Source organism: Corallococcus sicarius, assembly GCF_003611735.1.
Lineage (GTDB): Bacteria > Myxococcota > Myxococcia > Myxococcales > Myxococcaceae > Corallococcus > Corallococcus sicarius.
Genome location: NZ_RAWG01000026.1, coordinates 1 through 25,210, shown reverse-complemented (window position 1 = coordinate 25,210; position 25,210 = coordinate 1). Strand labels below are relative to the sequence as shown.

The window sequence follows — 25,210 nt, the reverse complement described above, 5'->3', positions numbered from 1 at the left end:
GAAGTTGCGCGAAATCTACGAGGCGGGTGCGTCCTGCGCGTCCAGCGAGCCGGAGCGCAGGGCGTGGTCGGCGACGCCCGACAGGCGCTGGGCCAGCGACTGCACGGAGTGGGTGACGTTGCGCGTCTCGTCCACCACCTTCAGGGTGCGCTGCATCTGACCGGACAGCTCCTGGATGGCCTGGGCAATCTGGACCGTGCCGGTGTCCTGCTGGGCCACGGCGGCGGTGATCTGACGCACGCTGGAGCTGGTGTCGCTGATGATGGAGGCCAGCTTCTGCAGCTGCACGCCGGAGGAGCGCACCGCTTCGAGGCTGCCGATGACCCGCTGCTCGCCCTGCTCGCTCACCTTCGCGGCCTCGCGCATGCTCGCGCTCACGCCGTCGAGCACGTCGCGGATGCGCTGGGTGGCCTGGATGGACTGGTCCGCGAGGCTGCGCATCTCCCGCGCCACCACCCCGAAGCCCTTGCCGCTGTCGCCGCTGCGCACCGCCTCGATGGCCGCGTTGATGGCCAGCATGTTGGACTGGTCCGCCAGCGCCTTCACCGCGTCCACGATGCCGGCAATCTCACGCGTGCGCGCATCGAGCGCGAGGATGTGGCGGGCCATGTCCGACACCTCGGTACGGATGGCGGAGAGGTCCGTCAGCGTGCGATCCAGGGCCGCGCCGCCGTCCCGCCCCACCAGCTCGGCCGTCTCCGCGGAGGCGGCCATCAGGCGGGCCTTGTCGGCCGTCAGGTGCGAGCTCTGGCGGATCTCCTCCACCGTGTGCTCCAGCTGCTGGAGCGCCGTCGCCTGGCGGCTGATGCCGGTGGTCTGCTCCTCGCTGGTCGCGCGCAGCTGCTGCACCACCGCGGCCAGCTCTCCGGCGCCGCTGCCCATGCTGTCGGCGAGCTGGCGCACCTCCTTGCGCCGGTCCTCCAGCCTGCGCGTGTGCTGCGAGAGGGCGTGCACCACCCGCGACGAGCGGGCTCCCACGATGCACACGAGCGACACCGTGAGCGCGAGGAAGCCCCAGTGCATGAGGTCGTCCATCGACTCCATCAGGCCGAACATGGGCAACGTGCTGAGGACGAAGGAGAAGCAGAGGATGCCCAGGCCGGCGACGAAGATGCGCGCGTCGCTGTTGCCGCGCCAGGCCTCGACGGCCGCGACGCCGAAACAGGTCAGGATCCCGGGGAGCGAGTAGAGGATGAAGAGCGACATGAGCGACACGGCGGAGCCCAGGTCCACGAGGACGAGGCCGCTCAGGAGCGAGGCCGGCACGGAGACCACGGCCGCGCCGATGCGGAACCACCGCATCCGCCCCTCGCCAATCGTGTCCGAGATGAACCACGCGAGGCCCGGCAGGAGGAAGTACCCGCCCAGCATCGTGAGCTTGCTGCCGGTGACGGGCGTGTCCCAGAACACGGAGAGCAGGCCGCTCATGCCGATCATCAGCATGCCCGAGCCAGCGGCGAAGACGGTCAGCCCCACCAGCATCCGCACCTGGCGGCGCAGCACCGCGGCGCCCGCGGAGACCGCGGCGATGGCGAGCAGCAGCACGCCCATGACGAACGGCGCCAGCCCCGTGCGCGCCACATCCGTGAGCAGTTGGTGCCGCGGGCCGACCAGCGCGGCCCGGGTCACTCCGATGGCGGGCCCGGTTCCCTGGATGCGCAGCAGGATGCGCTGGCCCTTGAGTTCGAGCGGGAGCGGCACCAGGTGCCAGCCCATGTTGTCCATGCTCTCGCGACCGGAAGGGTTCAACGTCCCGCTCGAGTAGATGCGCTCGCCACCGGCGTACGCCTCGAAGGCGCTGGCGACGCTGCGCAGGAAGAGCGCCGGCTCCAGCCACGCCCCCTCGGGGATGGGGATGCTCAGCCAGAGCAGCGTGTTCGAGCCACGGCCCGGCGGCTCCTTCAGGGCTTCCACCGGCTGCCAGCCCTGCTCCGTGCCCGTCTCCTTCGCCCAGGTGGGGACGCCCTCCGGCCCGAGCGGCGAGTCACCCCAGCGGAAGCGCCACCCGTCCACCGCGGGCACGGGAGCCTGCGCTGGCGCCGCGTGCGCCAGGGGAGCCGACATCAGGACGAGCAGCAGCGCGGTGCCCAGCGCCGCGAGGCGTGAGCTCCTGACAAGGCCTGGACGCGTACTCGCGGAGGACACGGCGGGAACGACGAAGGCCGTGGAGACGAAGGGGGAGACGCGGGAGGGACCCATGTGGCCGTGATGCTCCGGCCTCAGTGACACCCGTGTAAACAGGGTCTGATACAACCCTCGGACGCCTGCCGTTCAATTGGCGCGGTATCCGGCGATTCCCGTGTTTCATGTATGAATTTGCGCTGCCCGGCCGCCTGGACACCGTGCGCGGATGGCGTCCTGTGAGCACGCAAGGAAGCCAGCGGTCGTGCTGGCCCTGGTACTTCTGAAGCCCGCGTGAAGGCCAGGCCCCTTGTGGGGGACCTGATTCCTTGTGTCACTCAGGGATCGATGGGCCCGCTGCAGAGCTGGGTGTTCGGGCCGCACGGCACGGAGGATGTCGCCACGCGACACCACTCATCCGGATTGCACTCCCAGGCGCTCATCGCCGCCAGGTGGGGCGAGCGTCAGCGCACGGGCGGCGCGACATCAAGCGCCCAGCAGTAGAAGCTGAGTTCGTCGACATCCTGTTCGACCAGCGCGGTCAGCGTGGTCCCTCCGCCGTGCCCCGAGGCGCGCAGCGGCAGCAGGAGATACGGTCCCCCCTGCGGGGCCTCCGCCTGGAGCCTGGCGACCATCTTGATGGGGTCGTACGGAGGGGCGATCCGGTCATTCAACGCCGACACGAAGGTCATCACGGGGTAGCGGCGATCCGACCGGACGTTGTGGTACGGCGAGTACGCGGCGAGGTACGCGCCCTCGACGGGATCCTCCGGCGAGCCGTATTCGACGGTCGCCGAGCTCAGGTGGCTGAAGCTCGGGAAGCGCAACATGTCCAGGATGGGCGCGCGGCAGTAGACGGCCCCGAAGGCGTCAGGCGCCTGCAACGCGGTGACTGCGACAAGCAGACCGCCGTTGCTGTTGCCACGCGAGGCGAGCCTGGCGGGCGTCGTGTAGCCCGCCGCGACGAGCCACCGCGCCGCCGCGATGTAGTCGTCAAAGGCATTCTGCCGGCGCGTCTTGCAGGCCGCCTCGTGCCAGGCACGGCCGTATTCGCCTCCCCCTCGCACGTTGGCGAAGGCGAGGACGCCGCCCAGCTTCAACCACGCGGCGTTGAGCGCCGAATAGCGCGGCTCCAGTGAGATGTTGAAGCCACCGTAGCCGTTCAGGCGCACGGCCTGACGCCCATCGAGCGGCAGGCCCTCGCGGTGGATGATGAACATGGAGACCCGCGTCCCGTCGGGCGACGCGTACCAGACCTGCTTCGTCACATACCGGGACGCGTCGAGCCCGACGTCGGGGACGTGGTACGGCGACAGGCGGTCCGTCGCGAAGTCATACCGGTAGACCGACGGCGGCTGCACATACGACGTGAACTGGACCCACACCTCGTCGCCGTTCCAGGCGCCGCTGACGCCGCTGACGATGCCCTCCCCCTCGTTGCGATTCACCGAGCCGAGGGCCGGCAGCACCAGGTCCCGCAGCCAGGTCCCGTCCCTGGCGTGGATGCGCACGTGGTGCGACGCCGCATGCGAGTAGACGGCGTAGAGCCTGCCGCCAATGCCAGTCACCGTCTGCAGCGTGTCCGCGCCCTCCGGGATGAGCGTCCGCCACTCCGTCGGCGCCTCCAGTGACGCGACGCAGAGACGGCCACGGGGGGCGTCGAGGTCGGTCTGGATGAGCAGCGACCCCTCCACCACCTGCACCTGATTGAGGGACCGCATGGCGGGAGCCACCGGCACCAGGACGTCATCGGCCAGACGCAGGAGGTACACGACGTTGGCGTGCACGTAGTCCCACTTGGAGAGCACGGCGAAGCGCTTGCACTCGCTGAGCCTCACGGTGCACCAGTACTCCTTCACCTGGTCGTCGCCGAAGATGCGGCGGGCCGGCACGTCCGACCCCAGCCGGTGCTCGTAGATGGCGTTCCAATGATCCTCGTCACCCGGGGCGACCTCGCTCGGGTCGGGGCACGCCGCGTAGAAGAACCCTGAAGCGTCAGGCCGCCAGACCACCGACGCGTGGCTCGTCCCGTACGGCCGGTCCCCGAGCAGCCGTCCTGTCTCCACGTCGAGTACATGAATCACCGGGGAATGCGTCCCGCCCACCGCCTTCCCGAAGGCGACCCGCGCGCCGTCCGGTGACGGCACGGCGAACACCAGCGTCTCGTCGCTCGCCCACGTGTTGGGATCGAGCACCGTCTCCAGCGGCGCGCCCCTGCCACGCCGGAGCAGGAGCTTGAGCTTGTCGTCGCTCGCGTCCGCCTGCCAGACGAACTCACGTCCGGGCGGCCCGGCGGGAATCGGCGGGGAGAGCCGCGCGAAGCGCGCCGAGCGCGCCACCGTGTCCCGCAGCCATTCGCGCCCGGGCACGGCGTGCAGCACCGAGTGCGTGATTGCTTCCTGCGCGGTGACCCACGCCTGGGGCTCCGGGGCGGTGAGCTGCTCCAGCCAGGAATAGGGATCTTCAAACAACCGGCCGTGCAACGTGTAGCCCGTCGCCGGATCGCGTCGCGTCATGGGAAATGACAGGGCCGGGTTCAAGGCCTTCATCGGAGCGAACGACATGCGGAGGGTGTTCCTTGGCGAGCGGTATATTGCAGGGGAAGCGTAGGCCGCTCGCGCAGGACGTCAATCCATGACGCAGCGGCCGCGCAGGCCATACCGGGAAGCCTTGACCTTCAGTCTTTGCGGTCTTACCTTAAGCTTCAGTATCCAACGCCAGCTCCTCGCGCCCCCCTGCGCAGCCGTGAGGTCCCCTCCGAGCATGAGCACTCACTCACAGACCGCACACTGCTCCTCCTGGGATGGCCTCGCTGCCCGGGAGCTTGATCGCAACTCCTGGCGGCAACTCACTCGCAATGAAATTCCCGCGGTTGTCATTCGCGGTTTCGCCACGGCAGAAGAATGCAGTCGGCTTGTCGAGCGGGCCCAGGCGATTGGCTTTGAAGCGTACGAGAAGGTGGATCCGCCCATCGACCGGATTGGCGCGACGGTGTTCGAGCACGAAGGGCCGGATGTCTCGACCTATTTCGGGAAGGCGGAGCACTTCCGGGGGCTCCAGAGCGCGATCTTCTCACAGTCGTTCTCTCCGCTTGAGCGCCTGATGAGCCGGTTGCGCGAGTCCGTGGGTGTGCCGGTCCAGATCGCCGCGGATCCAAAGCACGGGACGTACGGCGCCGGGCTCATCCGCCGCATCGAGAATGGGACCCTGCTCCACATCGACTTCGCACCCGCGGAGCAACCGGCGTGGTGGGTGGCCCAGGTCGAGGCCCAGCTTGCCTGGAACCTGTACCTGGAGCTGGACCCGGAGAACCCGGGCAAGACGTACGTGTATGAGCGCCCCTGGAGGCCCGAGGATCAGCTGCGCAAGATTCCGGGCACGTACGGGTATGAGCCCTCGCTCGTCGAGGGCGTGAAGAAGTACGAACTGCGGCCCACGCTGGGCGACGTGTACATCTTCAACACGCGGAACTTCCACCAGGTCGACCCGAGCGGGGGGCGTCGCACCACCGTGACCTCCGCGATCGGCACCCTCCCCGACGAGAGGATCGTTCTTTGGTCTTGAGTGCGCCCCCCATGTGCACCGCGGCGGTCATGCCCGGCGCCAACCGCCCCGTCGAGCTCCAGCGCTTCTCCGCCCCCGAGCTCGAGCCGGGTGGCGTCCTGCTCGAGACGGTCTTCTCCGAGGTCTGCGGGACGGACGTCCACCTGTCGCACGGCCGGCTCGCCGGGGTGCCCTACCCCATCATCCCCGGCCACGTGTCCGTCGGCAGGGTCGTGGACGTGCGCGGTGAGCCGCACGATGTCGACGGCCGGCCCGTGCGTGTCGGGGCCATGGTCACGTTCCTCGACGTCGTGGGCACCTGCAATGCCTGCTGGTTCTGCCTGGTCGCCAAGATGCCGAACCGCTGCCCTTCACGGCGCGTCTACGGCGTCACCTATTCGGCGAACGAGGGCCTGTATGGGGGCTGGTCGCAGCTCATCTACCTCAAGCCGGGCGTCTCCATCCTCGAGCTTCCCGCGACGCTGACGCCGGAGCGCGTGATCGCGGGCGGCTGTGCATTGCCGACCGCGATCCACGCGGTCGACACGGCGCGCATCCGGCTGGGGGACCGGGTGCTGGTCCAGGGCGCGGGGCCCGTCGGGCTGAGCGCGGCCGTCCTCGCGCTGCTCTCTGGCGCGGGCGCGGTCTACATCGTCGAGCGGCACGAGGTCCGGCTCGCGATGGCGCGTGAGTTCGGGGTCGATGAGGCCATCCGGCTCGACTCGTCGGGTTCCAACGGCCACGTGGAGCGCGTCCTCGCGTTGACCGAGGGACGCGGTGTGGACGTGACGATTGAAGCCACCGGCGTGCCCGAGGCCGTCAAGGACGGCATCCACATGACCCGCGACGGTGGGCGCTACGTCATCGTGGGGCACTACACCGACCACGGTGAGGTGGGCATCAACCCGCACACCGAAATCAACCGGAAGCACCTGGAGATCCGTGGCGTGTGGGGCGTGGACTTCAGCCACTTCCACCGCATGCTCCGCATCCTCGACCGTCACGGCGCGAAGGTCGCCGGTGGCAGGGGCTGGGAGCACATGGTCAGCCGCACCTACGGGCTCGACGAGGTCAACCAGGCCCTCTCCGACGTCGAGACCGGGCGCATCGTGAAGGGGCTCATCCGCCCCACCGCGCCCTGAACCGGGGCGCGGCGGGACAGCGCCGCTCAGCGCATGAACCGCGTCAGCGCGGCGAAGTCATCCTGGCCATGCCCCGCCCGGATGGCTGACTGGAAGAGCTGGTCGAAGGCCTCGGGCACCATGCGGTGGAGCCCGCGCTCCTTGCACAGCTCCAGCAGGTGGTGCAGCGCCCCGGCATGGACCTCGAGGGTGGCGAGCGTCGTCGCGTCGGCGGCGAAGCGGCGCTGCTGGACGCGCGTGACGAGGTCCGTGACGCCTGCCTCCACCACCGGGGCGGTCGCCTTGACGTAGCCCAGGAAGGTGTCGAGCGGGATGCCCTCCGCCTCGCAGACGGCCACGCCCTGGAGGACACCGAACAGCTGTCCCCACAGGGTCACGAGCAGCGCGCTGTCGAGCGCGGCCGCATGCCCCACGTCGCTGCCCACGTGCTGCGTATTGCCGCCGAGTGCGAGGAGGACGGGGCGGGCCTGCTCGAACAGTTCGCTCGGGCCCGAGTACAGGAGGGTCCCCCCAGGCTGCCCGATGAAGTCCGGCGTCCCCATGATGGCGCCATCCAGGTAGGGGATGCCGTGTTGCCGGGCCCAGGTGGCCTGCTCCCGCGCCTGGCTCGGGGAGCCGGACGTCAGCTGCACGAGCAACTTCCCTCGCAGCGCGTGGGTCACCTCGTCCGGCCGGAGCAACGCGTCACTCACGCCGTAATCACTCACATTCACCACCACGAGGTCCGCGGCGGCCACGGCGTCCCGCACCGTCGCCGCGATGCGGGCTCCCTGGGCAGCGAGGGGCTCGCACTTCGCCCGCGTGCGGTTCCAGATGTCGACCATGTACCCCTGCTTCAGGAAGGCACTCACGAGCGCGGAGCCCATGCGCCCTACCCCGATGACTGCGATTGCTGGCTTCATGTCGGTGCTCCTCTGTGCGGGAAGTGCTAGCGGTGCGGCGTGGCGACCTGCGTGAGGCCCCCATCCACGGGCAGCCCGGCCCCTGTCCATGGACTTCTCCGGGTTGACGCGGCAATGAATAGGGAAGAAGCCTCCGGAGGTCGCACACGTTCGGACGCGCGCGGAGCACGTTCGGACGGCTGCGGACGCGGCCTCCCGACGCTATGTCAGGGACGCAGGGCGTGGCACGCAGGGCACCGGGACGAGGAGCGCGAGGCATGGACAGGCAGATGCAGGCGACGGGCGCGCGGGAGTCCCTTGACGCGGTACGCCCCCGGCTCGGGCTGCACGTGGACTTCCACACGGCCGAGGCCGGGAGGGTGGAGCTGGAGTCCGTGCCCGACCACCGGCTCAAGATTCACGCCGGGACGCCGCTTCGCGGTGCGTGCCGCGTCCACCGCTTCGTCTACACGCAGGGCGACATCGACCTGTTCCCGGCCGGCGTGTCGGATGTCTGGGAGAACCAGGACGCGAGCGCCTCCGTGCTCGTGCGGCTCTCCCCGGCCCTGTTGCGGCGCGCCGCGGAGGACATGGGGCGGGACCCCGACCGCGCCGTGCTGGAGCAGCGCCATCAGTTCAGGGACCCGCAGATTGAACACATCGCCTGGGCGCTCGACGCGGACCGCAGGGCCGGTCATCCCGGCGGGCTGCTCTATACCGAGTGTCTGGGCCTGGCGCTCTCGGTCCACCTGCTGGGCCGCTACCCGGCGGCCTTCGGACGCGAGCGCGGCCTGTCGAAGCCGCAGCTGCGGCGTGTGACGGAGTACATCGAGGAGCACCTGGACCAGAACCTCTCCCTGGCGCGGCTGGCCGGCGTCGCCGGGGTCAGCGCGTCGCACCTGAAGACCCTGTTCAAGCGCTCCATGGGGCTGCCAGTGCACGAGTACGTGGTGCAGCGGCGGGTGGAGCGCGCCAGGACGCTGCTGCAGCAGGGTGGAATGTCCGCCGGGGAGGTGGCACTCGAAGCGGGCTTCTCACACCAGAGCCACATGGCGCGGTGCATGCGGCGGGTCCTCGGCGTGACGCCCTCCGTGGTGGCACGCGACGCGCGGGCACGGTGAGCCCCGGGCGGAGGGCACGCTGGCGTCAGCAGTGTTCCGCGCGGTGGAAGAAACGCCGGGGCGCCTCTCCGGTGACGGCGCGGAACTCGCGAATGAAGTGGGACTGGTCGAAGTAGCCCGCGTCGAGCGCCAGCCGCGACAGGCTGCTGCCGGGGCGATACGAGGCCATCGCGTGGCGCACGCGCACGAGGCTCGCCAGCTGCTTCGGCGTCGAGCCCACTTGCGCGCGAAAGCGCTTCTCGAAGGCGTCCTGACTGAGGTGGAGCTGACGCGCGAGTGCGCCCATGCGCACGGAGCCGCGCGCCGCCTGGATGGCCTCCACCGCGGCGGCGACAATCGCGTCCGGTTCGCGAGGGCGCAGTCGCGCAAGGAGGAACTGCTCGATGAGGCCCATGCGGAGGGCGTCCGTCCCCGCCTCCGCCACCTGGGATGAGACGCGGTCGAGCACCCTGTGCGGAAGCAGGTCCGCGAGCGACAGGGTCTGCCCGAACAGCTCATGAAGCGGCTCGGCGAAGAACCTCGCGGCGCCGGCCTCCCGGAACGCGACGAGCACCGCACCGCCCCCGGCCGAGGTCCGCATCCGGCGCGCGGACGTCCGCATCCCCGTGAGCGTGTGTCCGGGAAGCAGGCGCTCCTCGGAGCCATCCAGCTGCGTCGCCGAACCGCGATAGCGGATCCCGAGCACCAGCCCCGTCTCAGGGACCAACGTGCGCGTCGTCTCCTCGTGCGCCTCGACGAGGGTGAAGGCTCGCACGTAGGGGGCGAGCCGTCCGCTCACGGCAATCCGCTTCACATCCATGGGACGGCCCTCAGAAGGTCTGCCGCTTTTCGAGGCGGCGGTTCTAACACGCCGGTTTCCATGCGGCCGTGCAGGACACTGAATTCGTCCAAGTCCGCCCGGCGGTGCCCCGCTACCTTGCGCCCATGTCCCGAATGACCGTGGCCGTCGCACTCCTCGCCGTCTTCACCGGTTGCGCGACGGTGGGCCCGCCCCAGCAGGAGCATCCGCAGATGATCTCAATCAACCTGGAGAAGAACCCCGACCTGCGCTTCCGCATCGACAGCTTCACGGTGCCCGACGCCGCCCGCGAGCCGTTCGAAGCCGCGATGAGGCGCAACTTCGCCTTCATCCAGACGCTGCCCGGATTCCAGGGGCACGTGGTGTTCGAGAAGACAGGAGGGCCCGGCCGCTTCAACATCGCCACGATCGCGGTGTGGGAGAGCCAGGACGCCATCGACAAGGCCGTCACCCAGGTCGGCGCCTTCTACAAGGAGAACGGCATCGACATGCCCGCGCTGCTGGCGCGACATGGCATCCAGGCGGAGCTGGGGCAGTTCAGCGCCGTGCCCCTCAAGGACTAGAAACTTCAGGGGGAATGCGGAAGATGCAATCGGTGCGGGCCTCGTGCGTACGAGCCCCACCGTCCTTTCCTGGAGAACGCCATGCATCCGCCGCTTCGCCGCTTCGCCCTCGTCGCCCTCGCGGGCTGTAGCGCCGTGACCCTGCTCACCGCGGCGGACACGCGAAAGCCCACGACCGAGTGGGTGGCCCGTCCGTCCGAAGCGGCGCGGATCGCGCGGGTGGAGGCGGGCCTGGCTCCCGTCACGATTCCCGGCGAGGAGCCGCAGCGCATGTCGATCCAGCGCTGGATGGAGCTGTACAAGGTCCCCGGCGTCAGCATCGCCGTGTTCGACAAGCACGCGCTCGTCTGGGCCAAGGGCTATGGCGTGAAGCAGGCCGGTGGCACGGACCCCGTCACACCGGACACGCTGTTCCAGGCCGCGTCCATCAGCAAGCCGGTGGCGGCGCTCGCGGCGCTGCACCACGTGGAGGCCGGGAAGTGGTCGCTGGACGCGAACATCAACGACAAGCTCGTCTCATGGAAGCTGCCGGAGAATGAGTTCACGAAGACGGAGAAGGTGACGCTGCGCCGGCTGATCAGCCACAGCGCGGGCACCACCGTGCACGGCTTCCCCGGCTATGCCGTCACCGCGCCGCTCCCGACGCTGGCGCAGATCCTCGATGGAGCGAAGCCCGCCAACACCGGGCCGGTGCGGGTGGACATCGTCCCCGGGACGAAGACGCGCTACAGCGGCGGCGGCATCACGGTGGTCCAGTTGATGATGGAGGACCAGCTCCAGAAGCCCTTCGCGCGGATCATGCAGGAGACGGTGCTGACGCCGCTGGGCCTGAAGCACAGCACGTACGAGCAGCCCCTGCCCGCCTCCTTCGCGCCCGTGGCGGCCTCCGGCACGTCCTTCGCGGGCAAGAGCGTGGAGGGCAGGTGGCACGTCTACCCGGAGCAGGCGGCCGCGGGGCTGTGGACGACGCCGTCTGACCTGTCGCGCATCGCCATCGAGGTGTCGAAGGCGCGGGCAGGCAAGTCCTCGCGGGTCATCTCCCAGGCCATGGCGAAGCAGGTGTTCACGAAGCAGTCGGACGGCTTCGGGCTCGGGTTCGCGCTGGAGGCGGACAAGCACCGCTTCGGGCATGGCGGCTCGAATGAGGGCTTCCAGTGCTCGCTGACGGCGTTCGCCGACACGGGCAGCGGCGTCGTCATCATGACCAACTCGGATGCCGGCTTTCTGCTGATCGACCGCATCGCCGACAGCATCGCCGCCGAGTACGGCTGGAAGTCGTATGTCCCCCGCCCCTCGCCGGCGTTCGTCCAGGTGGACCTGCTCGCGCGGCTCAAGGGAACGGACGCCGCGCTCGCCTGGTACCGGTCGATGAGGAAGGACGACAAGGGGACGTTCTTCCTCAACGACCTGAACAACCTGGGCTACCGGTTGCTCGGGGAGGGCCAGAAGGCGGACGCCGTGAAGGTCTTCAAGGCGAACGTGGAGTTCTACCCCACGGACGCCAATGCCCATGACAGCCTGGGCGAGGGCTACATGGAGGCCGGGCAGAAGGCGGAGGCCATCCTCCACTACCAGAAGTCGCTCGCGCTGAACCCGAGCAACACCCGCGCGGTGGAGATGCTCCAGAAGCTCGGCGCGAAGCCCTGAGCCTCCCGGCGCCGCCTGACGTCAGGTGGCGCCGCGGGCCCGGCCCCCCGCGAGCAGCATGTAGCGCGCGGTGGGTGGGCGCGGACCATCACCCCGGGGCCGCGGGCTGTTCCTGGCGTGTGTGCGCGGCCAGGAGCGGCAGCGAGACGTGGAAGGTGGAGCCCCGTCCCTGCTCGCTCTCCACCCAGATGTGGCCGCCGTGCCGCTCGACGATGTCGCGGCAGATGTAGAGGCCCAGGCCCAGTCCGCCAAAGCCCGAGACGGGGGCGTTGCGCGCGCGGAAGAACCGCTCGAAGAGGTGCTCCTGCTCCTCCTTGGGAATGCCGATGCCGGAGTCCGTCACCGACAGGACGGCCGCCGCCCCGCTCCGGGCGAGTGACATGCGCACCGCGCCGCCCTGCGGGCTGTACTTGAGGGCGTTCTCCACCAGGTTCGTCAGCACCTGCGACAGCCGGCCGCTGTCACCCAGGATGAAGAGCTCTTCGTCCGGGGCCTCGACGGTGATGGGGTGCCGCTCGCTGACGGCGTGGAAGTCCGAGGACACCTCGAGCGCCAGCTCCCGGAGTGACACCGGCGCGCGCTGCAGCTGCAGCCGGCACATGCCCACGCAGGACGCGTCCAGCAGATCATTGACGAGCGAGGACAGGCGCCGCACCTGGCCGAGCGCGCGGTCCACCTGCCCGAGCGTGCCGGGCTGACGCGACTCCAACACGTGCCGCAGCAGCTGCAGGGAGAGCCGCAGCGGCGTCAACGGCGTCTTCAGCTCGTGCGACGCGATGGAGAGGAAGTCGTCGCGCACCTGGATGGCCTCGTGGGCCTCGCGCAGCAGTCGCTCCCGCTCGCGCTCCGCGCGCACGCGCTGGGAGACATCCCGGAAGCTCCACACGCGCCCGATGATGGCGCCGCCCAGGCGCTGGGGCAGGGAGTAGCGCTCCAGGACGCGCCCATCGCGCAGCTCGATGGTCTCGAAGCTCTCCTCCTCCGGCTTCATGTACAGCTCGCGCACCCGCGCGTTGAACTGCTCCGGATCCACGAGCCGCTCGCGCACCGCCTCGAGCAGCGGTGCGTCCAGGTGCTGCTCCACCAGCGCGTCCGGGATGCCCCAGATCTGCTGGAAGCGGCGGTTGCACGCCGTCACGCGCCCGTCGCGGCCCACCACCAGCAGGCCGTCCGCCGTCGAGTCGAACGAGGCCTCCAGCAGGGAGATGGTGCGCTCCAGGTGCTCCTGGACGCCATGCTGGGCGGTGACGTCCACCATGATGCCGCGCAGCCCCTGGGCCTGCCCATCCTGGAGCACCACCGTCACGATGTCCCGCAGCCACACCACGCGCCCGTCGGCGGCGACCATCCGGTACTCGAACTCGTGGGACTGGCCCTGCTCCACGGCGGCGCGGCAGTATTCGGCGGCCCAGCCCCGGTCCTCCGGGTGGACGTGCTGGACCCAGAAGTCCGGCTCCTCGTACCACTGTCGCAACGGGTACCCGAGCAGCCGCTCCCCCTGCTTGCTGACAAAGCGGAAGCGGACCAGGCAGTCCGCCTCCCAGACGATGCCGTCGATGCTGTTGATGAGCTCTTCCCGCTCGTGATGGGTGCGGGTGTGGAGGGTGCCGAGCACCTGCCAGGCCCCTTCCGAGGACTCCATGGCACTCAGGTCGACCGTCCAGCGGACCAGGCCTCCCCTGGCGGAGACCGCGCGAAAGTCCACGGACTCCGGGGCGCCCGTGCTGGCGACGCCCCGCCAGGCCCGCTGCAGGCTCGGGAAGTCCCTCGAGTCCACCAGACGGCGGAGGAAGTCCGGCTCCCGCCACACGCCTGGCGGATGCCCGAAGGACGTGGCGAGCCGAGGGCTCACCCAGCGCAGCCGGGCGGGCTCTGGCTCGCCAATCCAGAGCAGGGGCGCAGCCTGGGCGCCCCCGGGCGACGGAGGGCTCGTCATGTCAGGTGGGCTCGCTGGCACCACGCTCTCCCTTCGGAAGGCTTGCGTTTGACCACTGCGATTCTTGAAATCACAACCGCGCAAGCCCGGGGCTATTGGCATCGCATCCCTCGCAAGGTGCTCCGCCGGAGGCCATGCGGCCACATCCCACGGCAGGTGACGGGAGGGACGGCCGCCCCGCCGGCCGATGTCGCATGAAAACACTGTCGTTCCGGCGCGCTCGCAAGATTCAAGTCACCGCGGCCAGGAGGGGCGCGGGCGCACATCCCGGAGGGTTGGAGACCCGTGGGCTCCTGGACATTCAAGGAGTCCCTGTCGCAGCGTCAGGGCGCCATGTCTCGCATGGCATTTCCCCCTGACCTGGAGTCAAACATGCGTCGTTTCTTCGTGATGATGTCGCTGGTGGCCCTGAGCGCCTGTGGTGGTCAGCCGACCGAAGCGGAGGCTCCCGTCGAGCAGCCCCCGATGGCCGAGGAGACCGGTCCGGAAGCGCAGAGCGCGACGCCCACGTGTACTTCGGGGGACAGCTGGGCGTGTTACTGCGCCACGTTCAAGACTGCCGACACGTGTCGCACGGCGCAGCTGCGCCGGTGTGTCTGGGCCTACAACCGCTGCAGCCCGACCTACGAGTAGAAGGTCCGCGGCGACTGCCTGGGCGTCGCGCCTTCGTGGCGTCCAGGCGGGTCTTCAAGGGGCCGGTGGGATTCAACCGGGAGGCAGTCCATGCGGACGCCGCCGCCCAGCTCCATCCGGAAGGTCACGTCCGCGCAGGCCAGGGCCGCTGGACGGTGCGTCACCATCAACACGGTCCGCTGGGGGCACAGGGCCTTGAGGTGCGCGAGGACGTGCTGCTCCGTCTCCGTGTCGAGCTCCGCGGTGGGCTCATCCAGGAGCAGCAGCGGCGTGTCCTGCAGCAGCGCACGCGCGAGGGCCACGCGCTGACGCTCTCCCCCGCTCAGCCGCAGCCCCTCCTCTCCCATCCACGAATCGAGCCCGTCCGGCAGGGAGGCGATCCATCCGGTGAGGCACGCCGCGTCCGCAGCACGGTGAAGCTCCGCGTCCGTCGCGCCGGGCCGCGCCAGGCGGAGGTTGTCGCGCAGGGTCGCATTGAAGAGGTGGGGGGACTGCGTGACGAGCGCGACCTTGCGGCGCCGCGTCTCCTCGTCCAGGTCGCGCACGTCCTGGCCCGCGAGCTGGAGTTCGCCCTCATGGCCCGCCTGGGCTTCGGCGAGCAGGTGCAGCAGGGTGGACTTCCCCGCTCCGCTCTCGCCCGTGAGGACCGCGAACGTGCCGGTGCGCACGGCGAACGACGTGCCCTCCAGGACCCACGGCTGCTCCGCGTCGTAGCGGAAGCGGAGCTCGCAGGCCTCGAGCGCGAAGGGCCCGGGTGCGCCCTCCGCATGCGTCAGCGTCCGCTCCGCCTCTGCTCCCCCGGCGCCGAGTCCGAGCGCCTGGAGCCGGCGCGCGGCAGCCAGGCTGTGTCCCAGCGACTGCACCGCGAGCGGGAGGCCCGCGAGGGCTTCGAGCGCGGCGATGGGCACGAGCACCATCATCACCAGGTCCGCGACGCCCAGGTCGCCGCGTCGCACCAGGTCCAGCGCGACGGGCAGGAGCACCAGGGGGATGAGCCCGCCGACGAGGACCCCCACCGCGTTGCCGGCCCCTTCCGCGCTCGCGATCCGGGACTGGGCGGCCTGGACCCGCTTCAGCTCCTGGCCGGTGCGGGCGCGCATGCGCTCCTGGGCTCCGAGCAGGAGGAGGTCCCCGGCCCCCTGAAGCGTGTCGACCCACGCCGCCTTGAGGCTCGCGCGGGCCTGCACTTCGGCGGCGCCCGCGCCCCGGCTCAAGCGCCAGGTCAAGAGCGGCGCGAGCACGAGTCCCACGCCCAGCACGGCCAGCGACCGGAGCCCGAGCGCCGGGCTCCAGCCCGCGAGCAACGCGGAGGTCAGCAGCGTGATGGCGAGCGCGATGACGGGAGGCGCCACGACACGCAGGTAGAAGTGCTCGAGTGTCTCCACGTCGGACACGACCCGCGACAGCACGTCGCCGCGTCCGAGTGAACGCAGCTGCGCGGGCCTCATGGCTTCGAGCGCCCGGTAGCAGCCCGTCCGCATCTTCGCGAGCAGGGCGAACGTGGCCGAATGCGAGACGAGCCGCTCCAGGTAGCGAAGCCCGGCCCGGCAGAGACCGAAGAAGCGCACGCCCACGATGGCGAGCTGCAACTCCGCGAGCGGCACCCGCAAGGCCGCGTGGCAGATCAACCCCGCGGAGACCGCCGTCAACGCCACGCTGCTGGCAATCGTCAGCGTCCCGAGCAGCGCCGCGACCGCGAGTCGGGGCCACGTCACCCGCATCCAGCTCCAGAGCAAGCCCATGCCGGAACCCGTGTCTTGCATCACGAATGCCCCACGAGCGGAGCGCGGTGCAGCAGCGCCGAAGCCGTGTGCGCCGGGGTCCGTGGCGCCCTGCCTGACAGCACCACCACCCGGTCCGCGAGCCGCAGCGGCGCGGGCCGGTGGGTCACCAGCAAGAGGGTCTTCTCACGGCCAAGGAGCCGCTTCACGCCCTGCAACACCGCCGCCTCGGTGACGTCGTCGAGCTGTGAGGTCGGCTCATCCAGCAGCAGCAGCGGCGCGTCCTGGAGCAGCGCCCGCGCCAGGGCGAGCCGCTGGCGCTGGCCACCACTCAGTCGCAGCCCCCGCTCGCCGAGCGGCGTATCGAGTCCCTGGGGGAGCCGTGCAATCACCGGCCCCAGCTCGACCTCTCGCAGGATGCGCATCAGCTCCGCATCGGCTGCGCCCGGTTGCGCAAGCAGGAGGTTGTCTCGCAGCGTCGTGTCGAAGAAGTACGGGCACTGTGAGACCCAGGCCACCTGCTTGCGCCAGGCCTCCAGCGGCAGCGCCGCGAGCGGCACGCCGTCCACGAGGATGCGCCCCCGGCTGGGCTCGCGGAAGCCGAGGAGCAGGTCGAGGACGGTCGACTTCCCCACCCCGCTCGGCCCCACGAGCGCCACGCGCTCACCCGGGCTCACGGTGAGTTCGAAGCCTTCGAGCGTGGGCACCGGGCTGCCCGGAGGCTGGCAGGTCACGTCCTCGAAGCGGACCTGCATGCGCGAAGGCACGGCCCTCGGAGCCGCCCGCTCCGCGCGCGTCAACGGTTCGTCCAGGAGCGCGAAGATGCGCTCCGCCGCCGTGGCCGCCGCCATCCCGGCGTGATGCTGCGCTCCCAGCGCCCGCAGCGGCGCGAAGAGCTCCGGCGCGAGCAACAGGACGAGCAGCGCCACCTCGAAGCCCACCGTGCCGGACACCAGCCGCACGCCCAGCGTCACCGCGAGCAGCGCCGTGCTCAGCGTCGCGACCAGCTCCAGCACGAGCGCGGAGAGGAACGCCACCCGCAGCACGCCCAGCGTCGTGCTCGCGAAGCGCTCCGTCATCCGTCCGATGACCTCCAGCTGGTACCTGCTCCGGCCCACGAGCTTCAGCGTCGGCAGGCCCTGGATGACATCCAGGAAGTGCGCCGCCATGCGACGCAGCTCCACCCACTGCCGCTCGTTGCGAGCCTGGGCCTGCTTGCCAATCAAGATCATGAAGACGGGCACCCACGGAGCCGCCACCGCCAGCAGCGCACCCGAGGCGCCGTCCTTCAGCGCCACCGCCACGATGACCCCGAGCGGCACGAGCCCCGCGACCACCCGCTGGGGGAGCACCCGGCTGAAGAAGGCGTCAAGCTGCTCGATGCCCTCCGTGGCGGTGGCGATCAACTCCCCGCTGCGCTCGCCCCGCGTGAAGGCCGGCCCCAGGGCAAGCAGCTTCGCGTGGAGTTCCCCATGCAGCGCCGCCTTCACACGCGCCGCCAGGTGATGCGACAGCCGCCGCCCGGCCCACGTGAGCACCGCCCGGGCGACGACGAGCGCCGCGAAGGCCCCGACCCCGGGCCCCAGCGCCTCCCACTCCGGGCGTTCAAGGAACGCACGGGCCAGCAGGTGGGCCAGGACCGCGGCCTGCACCACCGCGAACACGCCCGTCACCGCGCTCACCGACAGCGCGGCCAGGAAGGCGCCCCGGTGGGCCCGGGCCAGGGCCCCCAGGCGGCGTTCGGGGCGCACTCAGTACTCCAGGTGGGCGCGGGTGACCCGCGCACGGAACACCCAGTAGCTCCAGGCCTGGTAGACGAGCACGAGCGGCACGAACGTCAGCGCGACGAAGCTCATCACCTTCAGCGTGTAGGGGCTCGAGGAGGCCGTGTAGATGGTGAGGCTGAAGGCCGGGTCGATGCTGGACACCATCACGCGCGGGTAGAGCCCGGCGAAGAGGGTGGCGACCGACAGGGTGATGGTCGCGGCGGACATGAGGAACGCCCAGCCGTGCCGCCCTGCGCGGAGCAGCCACCCCACCGACAGCAGCGCCGCCGCCGCGCCCACCGGCGCCACGCCCGGGTTGACGCCCAGCCGCTGGAAGAGGTCCGTGCTCACGTAGCTTGCCCCCACGAAGGCCAGCACGAGCCCGACCGTGACGGGCCACAGGCGCAAGCTCAGCGCGTGGGCGCGCTCCTGGAGCGGCGCTTCGGACTTCAGGCAGAGGAACAGGGCGCCGTGCAGCGTGAAGACCGCCACCGCGGTGACGCCGGAGAGCAGCGCGTACGGGCTCACCAGGTCGAAGAAGCTCCCGACGAAGTTCTTGCTCGCGTCGATGGGCACCCCACGCGCGAGGTTGCTCAGGGCCACCCCGAAGAGCAGCGCGGGCACGACGCTTCCGAAGAAGAGCGCGCCGTCCCAGAAGGACCGCCAGCGCGTCGACTCGTGCTTGCTGCGGAACTCGAACGCCACGCCCCGGAGGATGAGCGCGACGAGGATGACCAGCAGCGCCAGGTAGAAGCCGCTGAACAGGGTGGCGTACCAGTGCGGGAAGGCCGCGAAGAGCGCGCCTCCGGCGGTGAGCAGCCAGACCTCGTTGCCATCCCAGAAGGGGCCAATCGTGTTGATGATGCCGCGGCGCTCGTCATCGGTCCGCCCCAGGATGGGCAGGAGGATGCCGACGCCGTAGTCGAAGCCCTCGAGCACGAGGAACCCGACGAAGAGCACGGCGATGAGGACGAACCAGAGGGTGTTGAGGTCCATGAGGCGGAGGTCTCTGCGGAAGGCGGAGGGAGGACTTCAGAAGGGGGCAAGCACGGGCCCGGTCGCGGGCTCATGGGCTGGAGCGGCCGGGCCGAACGCGAACTTCCGCATCAGGAACAAGAAGGGCACGAGCAGGGCCGTGTAGAGCGCCGTGAACGCGATGAGCGACGTGAGCACCATCCCGGAGGACACCGTGGGCGACATCCCCTGCTCCACGCGCAGCAGGCCGAAGACGATCCACGGCTGACGGCCCACCTCCGTCATCAGCCAGCCCGCGCTGTTCGCGATGAAGGGCAGCGGGATGCACCAGGGCAGCAGGCGCAGGTAGCGCCCGGGCTCGTCCAGCCGGCCCCGGTAGAACCGGAAGAGCCCCAGGAAGGCCAGCGCCAGCATCGCCACGCCGCCTCCGACCATGGCGCGGAAGCTCCAGTAGGTGATGGCCACCGGCGGCACGTAGTCCCCCGGGCCATACTTCGCGACGTACTGCGCCTGGAGTTCATGCAGCCCCTCCACCCGCCCGTCGGTCCGGTTGTAGGCGAGGACGCTCAACAGCGACGGGATGCGCACGGAGAAGACGTCCCGCTGCTCGCGCTCGTTGCCCACGGTGAAGAGGGAGAAGGACGCCGGGTCCTCGCTCGTCCACAGCGCTTCGGCCGCCGCCATCTTCATCGGCTGTGCCTTCACCATGTGCTGCGCCTGCGTGTGGCCCGCCATCATCACCATCACGGTGCCCACGCACCCTGCCACCACGCCCATCCGCAGCGAGCGGGCAAAGACGTCGTGCCGCTCCGTCCTCCGCGCCAGGTGGAAGGCGCTCACGCCCATCACGACGAACGCCCCGGTGCAGAGGCCGGAGAAGAAGACGTGGGGCACCTGCACCCAGAGGTGCGGGTTGGTCACCAGCGCGAAGAAGTCCACCATCTCCGCGCGGCCGTTGCGCAGCACGTAGCCCGTGGGCTCCTGCATGAAGGAGTTCGCCGTGAGGATCCAGAACGCGGAGATGTTCGACGCGATGGCGACCATCCAGATGCACGCGAGGTGCACGCGCCTGGACAGCCGCTCCCAGCCGAAGATCCACAGCCCGATGAACGTGGACTCCACGAAGAAGGCCATCAGCGCTTCGATGGCCAGCGGTCCCCCGAAGATGTCGCCGACGAAGCGCGAGTACTCCGACCAGTTCATCCCGAACTGGAACTCCTGGACGATGCCGGTGACCACTCCCATCGCGAAGTTGAGGAGGAAGAGCTTCCCCCAGAACTTCACCATCTGCCGGTAGGTGTCATCTCCGGTCCGGAACCAGAGCGTCTGCATCACCGCGACCAGCAGCGACAGCCCGAGGGTCAGCGGGACGAAGAGGAAGTGGTACAGCGTGGTGCTGGCGAACTGCAGGCGGTGAAGGAAGAGCGCGTCCATCTTGCGCCGGGGCAAAAGCAACGCTCATGCCGCGCCCTCCCCCGCCTGGGCGCCCTCCTCAAGGGCCGCAACCGTTGCGCTCCCGAGCCAGGGCCGCGCAGGCCTTGCATCCGCGCGACACGGGCCGGCCCCCTTCCGCTACGCGCCGCGCAGGTCCACGCTCCGGGCGAACGTCGGCTTGCGCCGCGCGTGCGAGGCCTGCTCATAGGAGTACGCGAGCTTGAGCAACACGGGCTCGCTCCAGGCGCGGCCAATGAAGGACACGCCCACCGGCAGCCCGTGCACGTCGCCCGCGGGCACGGTGAGGGTCGGGTAGCCGGACACGGCGGCGGGCGTGGAGCTGCTGCCCAGCCAGTGGTCGCCCAGCACCAGGTCGATGGGACCCGCCGGGGCCTGGGTCGGGGCCACGAGCGCATCCAGCTTGTGCTTGTCCATCACCGCGTCCAGGCCCTCGGCGCGGGAGTAGCGGCGGCATGCGGCGAGCGCCTTCTTGTAGGCGGCGTCGGTGAGCGGGCCCTTCTTCTGCGCCTGGAGCAGCAGCTCCTGGCCGAAGTAGGGCATCTCGCGCTCGCGGTTCTTCTCGTTGAAGGCGATGAGGTCCGCGAGCGTCCGCACGGGGGCGCCCTCCCCCAGCTGTGCGAGCCAGGCCTCCAGGCCCGCCTTGAACTCATACAGCAGCACCTCCAGCTCCGGCTCGTCGAGCTTCGCCGCGTTGGGCATCATCACGGGGTCCACCAGCACGGCCCCCTGCGCCTTCATCAGTTCGAGCGCGCGCTCCACGACGGCGTCCGTGGCCGGGTGGTAGCCGAAGAAGCGCTCACGCGGCACACCGATGCGCGCACCCGCGAGCCCCTTGGGGTCGAGGAACTTCGTGTAGTCCGGATGGGCGCGGCCCCTGCCCGCGGCGGTGGCCGCGTCGCGTGGGTCCTCGCCCGCGAGCACGCTGAGCAGCGCCGCGGCGTCCGCCACGGTGCGCGTCATGGGGCCCGCGGTGTCCTGGGTCGAAGAGATGGGGATGATGCCCGCGCGGCTGACGAGCCCCACCGTGGGCTTCAAGCCCACCAGCGAACACGCGGACGCGGGCGAGACAATGGAGCCGTCCGTCTCCGTGCCCACCGACACGGCGCAGAAGTTGGCCGCGGTGGCCGCGCCCGAGCCGGAGCTGGAACCGGAAGGGGTCCGGTCGAGTGCGTAGGGGTTGCGGCACAGACCGCCACGCCCGCTCCAGCCGCTGGTCGAGTGCGTGGAGCGGAAGTTGGCCCACTCGCTGAGGTTCGTCTTGCCCAGGAGGACGGCGCCCGCGGCGCGCAGCCGCTCCACGATGAAGGCGTCGCGCGAGGGCACGGCACCCACCAGCGCGAGCGAACCCGCGGTGGTCTGCATCTTGTCCGCCGTGGCGATGTTGTCCTTGATGAGCACGGGGATGCCGTGCAGCGGCCCGCGCGAACCCTTCGCCTTGCGCTCGGCATCCAGCGCGTCGGCCAGCGTGAGCGCTTCGGGGTTCAGTTCGATGACCGAGCACAGCGGCAGCTCCCCGGTGCGGTCGAGCGCACGGATGCGCGCGAGGTAGGCCTCCGTCAGCCCACGCGCGGTGTGCTTGCCGGACTCCAGGCCCGCGCGCAGCTCCGCCACCGTCGCCTCCTCGAGCGCGAAGGCCCCGGGCGCGGCGGCGGTCGGCGCGGCGGCGCGCGCATCCCGGGCGGACAGCACTCCCGTCACGGCCGCCGCGGCCCCGAGGAGCGTGCGGCGGGAGAGGCCCATCGGGTTCACATCGGAAGCAGCCGTCTTCTTCGTCATGGAGCAGGCACCCGTTCGTGGAGGGGCACCAAGTGGACCCGATTCCTCCACCGGGAGGAAGAGCCGTGGCGAGCGCCGCGCCTCACTCCCTGGCGAGCACCTCCAGCAGCCTCCCGGTGACAGCCGACACGTCGGCCCTCTCGCGGTTGGTCAGCACCGCGAGGGAGGCCTTGCGCTCGGGCAGGTAGAAGGCCAGGGCGGAGAACCCGGGGATTTCGCCGTCATGGCCATGGCCAGCCCCCACGGGAGTGACGGCCCGCACCAGGCCCAGGCCATACCCGGGCAGGGTGGGGATGGGTGTCGCCACCCAGTCCGTCATCTCCGCGAGCTGCGCCGGGGCGAGCAGCGAGCGCTCGAAGAGGGCCTGGTAGAAGGCGCTGAGGTCGTCGGCGCTGGAGACCAGGGCACCGGCCCCGCCGGCCGCGGACGGATGGATGAAGTCCGTGAAGTCCCTCCAGGCGCCATCGCCCGGGTCCCGCGAATAGCCCCGCGCGGCGAGGGGCGGCAGCGGCTCGGCGCCGTCCAGCCCCGTGCTGTCCAGGTCCAGGGGCTCGAGGATGCGCGCGCGAAGCTGCTGCGCCAGCGGCGTCCCCGTCACCGACTCGAGGATGTGGCCGAGGAGGATGTAGTTGGTATTGGAGTACTCCCAGCGCGCCCCTGGCTCGAAGGAGGGGGACTTCGCGGCGCCGTAGGCGATGAGCTCCTCGGAGGTCCACGTCTTGCCGGGGCTCGCCTCGACCTGGGCGAGGAAGTCCTGGCTCTGGGTGTAGTTGAACGCACCGCTCGTGTGGTTGAGGAGCTGGCGCACGGAGATGCGGTCCGCGCGGGGAAAGTCCGGCACCCAGGTCGCCAGCGGCGCATCCAGGGACAGCCTCCCTTCGGCCTGGAGCTGCAGTGCCACCACGGCGACGAAGCTCTTGGTGATGCTGCCCACGCGCAACCGGTCCTCGACCTTCATCCCGGTGGCGGGCTCCACCCTGGAGACGCCCGCCGAGCCCCGCCACGCACAGTCCTGGAGACGCAGTGATGCCGTGACCCCGGGGAGATCCCCGGCCGAGGCGGCCTCCTCGAGCGCGTCCTGCAACTGGGGCGCGAGCCGATCACAGAGCGGGCCGTCATCCTTCTCGCAACCCGAAAACCACAGCAACAGCGTTGCGCCAAGCACACGTCGACCCAAGCGATGGGTGAACATCTGAAGTCCTCCAGGAAGATTCGCGGTGTGCGCACCAAGCACCGGAGCCCGGCACATCTGTTACCCGGTGACGGGCGCGGCAGCCCCTGGAGCACACCGGAGGGCGCAATCCTTGCGCGTCTTCCCCCGGGGCCGCGCAATCCTTGCGCTGGGATCATGAAGTCCTGATTTCGGAGCCGTACGTCATGAGGATTGCAGTAGGCTTTGCGCAAGGAGACCCACCTGCTCGCCATCCTGATTCCCATAGTCATCGCGGTGGTCGTGCTGGTGGCGCTGATCGCCTACTCCGCCGGGTTCCTCACCGAGAGCCGCCTGGGTCACCTCGTGCTGCTCGGAGGGCTGGGCCTCCTCCCGCTGGTCGTCAGCGGCGCGGGCGTCGCGGTGGGCGTGAGCGAATCCAGCCAGACGCAGTTCTGCATGGACTGTCATGAGATGGAGCCGTACGGGAAGAGCCTGTTCGTGGACAACGCCAACGCGCTGGCGGCGGTCCACTACCAGAAGCGGCTCATCAGCCGCGACGCCACCTGCTACGCCTGCCACACCGACTACGCGCTCTTCGGAGACGCGAAGGCCAAGCTCAACGGCCTGCGCCACGTCTGGGTCCACTACTTCGGGACCATTCCTCCGCAGCCCCGGCTCTACCAGCCGTATCCCAACTACAACTGCCTCCACTGCCACAACGATGCGCGTCCCTTCCTGGAGGTGGAGCCGCACCGGGAGCACCGGGCGGAGCTCCAGAGCGGGGCACGCTCGTGCCTGACCTGCCATGACCTCGCGCACGACCTGGAGGGCGTGAAGGCCCAGAACTTCTGGCAGCCGGAGTGACCATGGGACACGCGAAACGCATCCGGATCGCAGCACTCTTCGTCCTCGCGGGACTGCTGGTGCAGTTGTTCGCCACCGTGTTCTGGACCCCGCTGACCTTCGTGGTGTTCGCCGCGGTGGGCGTGCCGCTCGTGCTGGTGGGCGTCCTGCTCTATGCGGTCACCGTCTGGCGGGTCCTGAAGGAGAAGAAGGCCCTATGAGCCTCGTCCTCCTACGAAGGTGGCGGTGGCAGGTGGGGCTCTGCGCCCTCCTCCTGGTCACGACGCCCATCTTCGCCGTGAACGCGCCCCAGGACGTCCGCATCCCTCCGCTCAAGGAGCGCACCACGCCCGCGCCGGCCCTGTTCTCGCATTGGGCCCACAACGCCCAGCACTGCTACAGCTGCCACCCCGGTGCGTTTCCCCAGGCGCCGCTGGGCTTCACCCATCAGGACATGCGGGAGGGCCGCTACTGTGGGAGCTGCCACGACGGACAGGCCGCCAAGGCCGTGCGCACCCTGAGCTGCGAGGCCTGCCATGCGCCTCGCTGACCTGGGCCGCTGGACGCTGTGCCTCTGCGCGCTGCTGCTGGCCGTGCCCCGTCCCGCGCAGGCGCAGTCGCAGGAGGAGAAGCGGCGACAGCTCCAGGAACGGCTGGGGGTCAAGAAGCCCGCGGCGCCACCGGCCCGCGTGGAGGCGGCTCCCGACGCGGGCGTCACCGAGCCGGCCGAAGCCACCGCCGCGCCCCCGGGGACGCCCCGGGCTCCCGCCCCGCCGCCGTCCAGACCCGTGCCCGGCACGGCCAGGCCGCGCGCGCTGACCTTCACGGAGGACGCACGGCCGGTCCTCGAGAAGCAGTGCGCCTCCTGCCACCGCCCCGAGGGCAACGCGGGCAGGTCCAAGTGGGTGCTGCGGGGCGGACCGGAGGACTACGAGTCCACCCTGCGCTTCGTGAAGACCGCCGACGCGGCGCAGAGCCCGCTGCTCAAGAAGGGCACCGGAGCGACGTTTCACGGAGGCAAGAAGGCCTTCGCGGCGGAGTCCGCGGAGTACGCGACGCTGCTCAAGTGGATTGAAGGAGGCGCCCTCGCCGGCCGGGCACCGGCCGCGGTCCCCCCCGCGCCCACGGGCCCTGC

General features: G+C 70.2%; 20 protein-coding genes and 1 pseudogene. 10 read left to right on the top strand and 11 right to left on the bottom strand.

The genetic code is table 11. The features are described from left to right. Positions 1-15 precede the first annotated feature (15 nt). Together D7X12_RS06140 and D7X12_RS06135 are read right to left on the bottom strand one after the other, a co-directional pair. Entirely contained in the window at positions 16-2,199 is a 2,184-nt protein-coding gene (locus D7X12_RS06140) for a methyl-accepting chemotaxis protein (protein WP_120624321.1), read from the bottom strand. A gap of 386 nt (positions 2,200-2,585) precedes the next feature. Further along, positions 2,586-4,685 carry a prolyl oligopeptidase family serine peptidase gene (locus D7X12_RS06135; protein WP_244224382.1) on the bottom strand — a complete coding sequence of 700 codons (2,100 nt, stop codon included), beginning with the start codon at positions 4,683-4,685 and terminating at the stop codon, positions 2,586-2,588. 70 nt (positions 4,686-4,755) lie between these two features. Here D7X12_RS06135 and D7X12_RS06130 point away from each other — a divergent pair, with 70 nt between their 5' ends. Next, the gene (locus D7X12_RS06130) at positions 4,756-5,685 is read left to right on the top strand and encodes a 2OG-Fe(II)-dependent halogenase WelO5 family protein (RefSeq protein WP_439329352.1); all 930 of its coding nucleotides are present in this window, start codon (positions 4,756-4,758) and stop codon (positions 5,683-5,685) included. Continuing rightward, positions 5,682-6,806: a zinc-binding dehydrogenase gene (locus D7X12_RS06125; protein WP_208718847.1), complete on the top strand. Its 1,125-nt coding sequence runs from the start codon at positions 5,682-5,684 to the stop codon at positions 6,804-6,806. The genes D7X12_RS06130 and D7X12_RS06125 overlap by 4 nt, the downstream gene beginning before the upstream one ends. 26 nt (positions 6,807-6,832) lie before the next feature. On the opposite strand, the gene D7X12_RS06120 is transcribed toward D7X12_RS06125, so the two are convergent. Next, positions 6,833-7,708 (bottom strand): NAD(P)-dependent oxidoreductase, encoded by an 876-nt coding sequence (locus D7X12_RS06120; protein ID WP_120624318.1) that lies wholly within the window; start codon positions 7,706-7,708, stop codon positions 6,833-6,835. Positions 7,709-7,965: 257 nt separating this feature from the next. Between D7X12_RS06120 and D7X12_RS06115 the strand changes: the two genes are divergently transcribed. Further along, positions 7,966-8,808 carry a helix-turn-helix domain-containing protein gene (locus D7X12_RS06115; protein WP_244224381.1) on the top strand — a complete coding sequence of 281 codons (843 nt, stop codon included), beginning with the start codon at positions 7,966-7,968 and terminating at the stop codon, positions 8,806-8,808. 25 nt (positions 8,809-8,833) lie between these two features. Here D7X12_RS06115 and D7X12_RS06110 read toward each other — a convergent pair whose 3' ends face one another. Beyond that, on the bottom strand, positions 8,834-9,607 hold the full coding sequence (locus D7X12_RS06110) for an AraC family transcriptional regulator (RefSeq protein ID WP_120624317.1): 774 nt from the start codon (positions 9,605-9,607) through the stop codon (positions 8,834-8,836). 140 nt (positions 9,608-9,747) lie between these two features. Here D7X12_RS06110 and D7X12_RS06105 point away from each other — a divergent pair, with 140 nt between their 5' ends. Further along, positions 9,748-10,170 carry an antibiotic biosynthesis monooxygenase family protein gene (locus tag D7X12_RS06105; protein ID WP_244224380.1) on the top strand — a complete coding sequence of 141 codons (423 nt, stop codon included), beginning with the start codon at positions 9,748-9,750 and terminating at the stop codon, positions 10,168-10,170. A gap of 81 nt (positions 10,171-10,251) precedes the next feature. Continuing rightward, the gene (locus tag D7X12_RS06100) at positions 10,252-11,817 is read left to right on the top strand and encodes a serine hydrolase domain-containing protein (protein ID WP_120624316.1); all 1,566 of its coding nucleotides are present in this window, start codon (positions 10,252-10,254) and stop codon (positions 11,815-11,817) included. Between the two features lie 88 nt (positions 11,818-11,905). Here D7X12_RS06100 and D7X12_RS06095 read toward each other — a convergent pair whose 3' ends face one another. After that, positions 11,906-13,753, bottom strand: coding sequence for a PAS domain-containing sensor histidine kinase (locus D7X12_RS06095; protein WP_244224379.1), 1,848 nt, complete (start codon positions 13,751-13,753; stop codon positions 11,906-11,908). 372 nt (positions 13,754-14,125) lie between these two features. Here D7X12_RS06095 and D7X12_RS06090 point away from each other — a divergent pair, with 372 nt between their 5' ends. After that, the gene (locus D7X12_RS06090; protein ID WP_147443542.1) at positions 14,126-14,386 is read left to right on the top strand and encodes a hypothetical protein; all 261 of its coding nucleotides are present in this window, start codon (positions 14,126-14,128) and stop codon (positions 14,384-14,386) included. Here D7X12_RS06090 and cydC read toward each other — a convergent pair. The 6 genes from cydC to D7X12_RS06060 all read right to left on the bottom strand — a co-directional run bounded on the left by cydC (position 14,377) and on the right by D7X12_RS06060 (position 23,271). Continuing rightward, the gene (gene cydC / locus D7X12_RS06085; RefSeq protein WP_120624314.1) at positions 14,377-16,149 is read right to left on the bottom strand and encodes a thiol reductant ABC exporter subunit CydC; all 1,773 of its coding nucleotides are present in this window, start codon (positions 16,147-16,149) and stop codon (positions 14,377-14,379) included. The genes D7X12_RS06090 and cydC overlap by 10 nt on opposite strands. Continuing rightward, positions 16,149-17,858: a thiol reductant ABC exporter subunit CydD gene (gene cydD / locus D7X12_RS06080; RefSeq protein WP_120624313.1), complete on the bottom strand. Its 1,710-nt coding sequence runs from the start codon at positions 17,856-17,858 to the stop codon at positions 16,149-16,151. The genes cydC and cydD overlap by 1 nt, the downstream gene beginning before the upstream one ends. Beyond that, positions 17,859-18,869 carry a cytochrome d ubiquinol oxidase subunit II gene (gene cydB, locus D7X12_RS06075; RefSeq protein ID WP_120624312.1) on the bottom strand — a complete coding sequence of 337 codons (1,011 nt, stop codon included), beginning with the start codon at positions 18,867-18,869 and terminating at the stop codon, positions 17,859-17,861. 36 nt (positions 18,870-18,905) lie between these two features. Next, positions 18,906-20,297: a cytochrome ubiquinol oxidase subunit I gene (locus D7X12_RS06070; protein WP_208718845.1), complete on the bottom strand. Its 1,392-nt coding sequence runs from the start codon at positions 20,295-20,297 to the stop codon at positions 18,906-18,908. A 123-nt stretch (positions 20,298-20,420) separates the two neighbouring features. Beyond that, positions 20,421-22,079: an amidase gene (locus D7X12_RS06065; protein WP_244224378.1), complete on the bottom strand. Its 1,659-nt coding sequence runs from the start codon at positions 22,077-22,079 to the stop codon at positions 20,421-20,423. Between the two features lie 82 nt (positions 22,080-22,161). Continuing rightward, a complete protein-coding gene (locus D7X12_RS06060) occupies positions 22,162-23,271 on the bottom strand; it encodes a serine hydrolase domain-containing protein (RefSeq protein ID WP_244224377.1) in 1,110 nt (369 codons plus the stop codon). Between the two features lie 204 nt (positions 23,272-23,475). On the opposite strand from D7X12_RS06060, the gene D7X12_RS06055 reads away from it, so the two are divergent. The 4 genes and pseudogenes from D7X12_RS06055 to D7X12_RS06040 all read left to right on the top strand — a co-directional run. Further along, positions 23,476-24,096: a NapC/NirT family cytochrome c gene (locus tag D7X12_RS06055; protein ID WP_120624309.1), complete on the top strand. Its 621-nt coding sequence runs from the start codon at positions 23,476-23,478 to the stop codon at positions 24,094-24,096. Between the two features lie 2 nt (positions 24,097-24,098). After that, positions 24,099-24,296 (top strand): hypothetical protein, encoded by a 198-nt coding sequence (locus tag D7X12_RS06050; protein WP_120624308.1) that lies wholly within the window; start codon positions 24,099-24,101, stop codon positions 24,294-24,296. Beyond that, positions 24,293-24,625: a c(7)-type cytochrome triheme domain-containing protein gene (locus D7X12_RS06045; protein ID WP_120624307.1), complete on the top strand. Its 333-nt coding sequence runs from the start codon at positions 24,293-24,295 to the stop codon at positions 24,623-24,625. The genes D7X12_RS06050 and D7X12_RS06045 overlap by 4 nt, the downstream gene beginning before the upstream one ends. Further along, positions 24,612-25,210: pseudogene (locus tag D7X12_RS06040) on the top strand (hypothetical protein); the annotation flags it as partial. The gene D7X12_RS06045 and the pseudogene D7X12_RS06040, both read left to right, overlap by 14 nt.

Excerpts from the sequence above, each read along its gene's own strand:
- D7X12_RS06060 (WP_244224377.1), bottom strand. The coding sequence starts at position 23,271 with ATGTTCACCCATCGCTTGGGTCGACGTGTGCTTGGCGCAACGCTGTTG.
- D7X12_RS06065 (WP_244224378.1), bottom strand. The coding sequence starts at position 22,079 with ATGACGAAGAAGACGGCTGCTTCCGATGTGAACCCGATGGGCCTCTCC.
- D7X12_RS06115 (WP_244224381.1), top strand. The coding sequence starts at position 7,966 with ATGGACAGGCAGATGCAGGCGACGGGCGCGCGGGAGTCCCTTGACGCG.
- D7X12_RS06120 (WP_120624318.1), bottom strand. The coding sequence starts at position 7,708 with ATGAAGCCAGCAATCGCAGTCATCGGGGTAGGGCGCATGGGCTCCGCG.
- D7X12_RS06140 (WP_120624321.1), bottom strand. The coding sequence starts at position 2,199 with ATGGGTCCCTCCCGCGTCTCCCCCTTCGTCTCCACGGCCTTCGTCGTT.
- D7X12_RS06100 (WP_120624316.1), top strand. The coding sequence starts at position 10,252 with ATGCATCCGCCGCTTCGCCGCTTCGCCCTCGTCGCCCTCGCGGGCTGT.
- D7X12_RS06045 (WP_120624307.1), top strand. The coding sequence starts at position 24,293 with ATGAGCCTCGTCCTCCTACGAAGGTGGCGGTGGCAGGTGGGGCTCTGC.
- D7X12_RS06110 (WP_120624317.1), bottom strand. The coding sequence starts at position 9,607 with ATGGATGTGAAGCGGATTGCCGTGAGCGGACGGCTCGCCCCCTACGTG.
- D7X12_RS06135 (WP_244224382.1), bottom strand. The coding sequence starts at position 4,685 with ATGTCGTTCGCTCCGATGAAGGCCTTGAACCCGGCCCTGTCATTTCCC.
- cydB (WP_120624312.1), bottom strand. The coding sequence starts at position 18,869 with ATGGACCTCAACACCCTCTGGTTCGTCCTCATCGCCGTGCTCTTCGTC.
- D7X12_RS06090 (WP_147443542.1), top strand. The coding sequence starts at position 14,126 with ATGCGTCGTTTCTTCGTGATGATGTCGCTGGTGGCCCTGAGCGCCTGT.
- D7X12_RS06130 (WP_439329352.1), top strand. The coding sequence starts at position 4,756 with ATGACGCAGCGGCCGCGCAGGCCATACCGGGAAGCCTTGACCTTCAGT.
- cydC (WP_120624314.1), bottom strand. The coding sequence starts at position 16,149 with ATGCAAGACACGGGTTCCGGCATGGGCTTGCTCTGGAGCTGGATGCGG.
- D7X12_RS06095 (WP_244224379.1), bottom strand. The coding sequence starts at position 13,753 with ATGACGAGCCCTCCGTCGCCCGGGGGCGCCCAGGCTGCGCCCCTGCTC.
- D7X12_RS06050 (WP_120624308.1), top strand. The coding sequence starts at position 24,099 with ATGGGACACGCGAAACGCATCCGGATCGCAGCACTCTTCGTCCTCGCG.